The 1,617-nt window shown below is 36.0% G+C and carries 1 protein-coding gene; it reads right to left on the bottom strand.

Annotated features, from left to right (window positions below):
• Positions 1–199 precede the first annotated feature (199 nt).
• Positions 200–1,617: transposase (locus BUB77_RS29000; RefSeq protein ID WP_207650881.1), on the bottom strand; the 1,418-nt coding region annotated here is incomplete at its 5' end.

Here is a 1,617-nt window from a genome sequence, read left to right as displayed (position 1 = left end):
CAGCTCTGAAAGGTAAACTTCATTAATTTCTGCAATAATTCCTATTGTGGATAAATAAGGGGATTATTGGAATTGTTTCTGCTTTTTCAGAAGTTTTATCCACAACCCTTGGCCAAAAGAATTCTACTTCCATTCTTTCTGTGAATTATTTTTTTGAAATTTACTCTTTTCAGATATCACTTCCTTTGGTATACTGTTCCTATCGGAAAATGCTTAATGATGTGCGTTTCTGTGTGTAGGATATATCTTCCCTTGTTAGTTGCCGACCAAAGCTGGCTAACAAATCGGAAGATATATTTTTTATTGTCTTATTTAACTCTTTTATGATTGGGATTCCTTTTTCATAAAGCTGTAGGACGATGTCCGCTATCTGTGTTATCAGGTAATGGTTCTTAAGCGCATTATAATTTTTACTGTTTGCATGTGTTATTTCATATCGAAGATTTTTCTGTATATTAAATCCTTCATTTTCTATTTTCCAACGCATTCTCCCTGTTTCTACAAACGACAATGCCTTTGTCTTAGTCACTTTAACATTGGTTATCCATTGAAACTTCATTTCTTTTTTCTTTTTCTCAAAGATAAATTCCATGACAGTTACCATACGTTTGTTATAACTTATTCCATTTACCCACTTGATCCCTTCCTTCTGATTTTGAACTTCCCGCTCTTTTAATAAATGAAATTCAGCAGCTACGGATGGGATACTCCCGTCTTTAAATCGTATCAGATAGTTCCACTGATTCTCTTCACAAATTTGAAATACCTTTTCGTTTGCATACAGACTATCACCCATGATACAAATCGCCAGCCTGGGAAATGCCTTCTTTAGCTTTACCGCAAGCCGCTGAAATGCTTTTGTCTCACAGTCCTGCTTTATTTCCTCCACACTCATTTTCTTCTGCCGTTCCGCGTCTACCCCGTCATTTTCAATAAATTCACTTGCGATACTTACGACCAAATCTTCCCCTAATACAATTTTTGCCTCTAATACACTGTGGTAGTATTGTGTGTTTTTTTCACCGGTTTCTTTATTCGTAAATGTCCTGGTGAGACACTGGTCATCATTCTTTTTATGAAAGGTGTAAAGCTGTGTTGCATCTACTATAATCAGCCAGTATTTACTCAAGAAACGAGCCTTTTCAAAACTCCTTTTTCTGATCAAGGCATTTATTATATTTGAGCGGATGGCAGAAAGCTCATCCGGATTAAGGCGTCTTAAAAAATCATTTACCGTAACATAATGAGGTAGCTCGGTTAGTTCATTTTGACCCGTAATAAGCGCTGTATTGGCTATGCATTCTTCCGTATTAAAAGTGGAAGACATCTCCTGCATACTTCTTATATCACAAATATTTTTCATCAGTGGCATAGTTAGCATGACATCACTTGAGTAGTCGATGTAGCTGGAATGTCTTGGGTCATGAACTCCGGCAAAATCACTCCAGAGGTCTTTGTAAAAATGTTTCTGTACTTTTAAAAATTCAACCAGAGGATTCCCCTCGGATTTTTTTAATTGTCTTCTCTCAGCTCTTGTCATCAGTAAAATACTCCTTTGCGAAAAACTTTTCTTAAAGTTTATCACAATAACAACTGTCAAGCCTATCTTAATTGTAT

Source organism: Anaerocolumna jejuensis DSM 15929 (assembly GCF_900142215.1).
Lineage (GTDB): Bacteria > Bacillota > Clostridia > Lachnospirales > Lachnospiraceae > Anaerocolumna > Anaerocolumna jejuensis.
The sequence above is the reverse complement of the archived record's forward strand: the minus strand, read 5'-3'. Positions and strand labels throughout refer to the sequence as shown.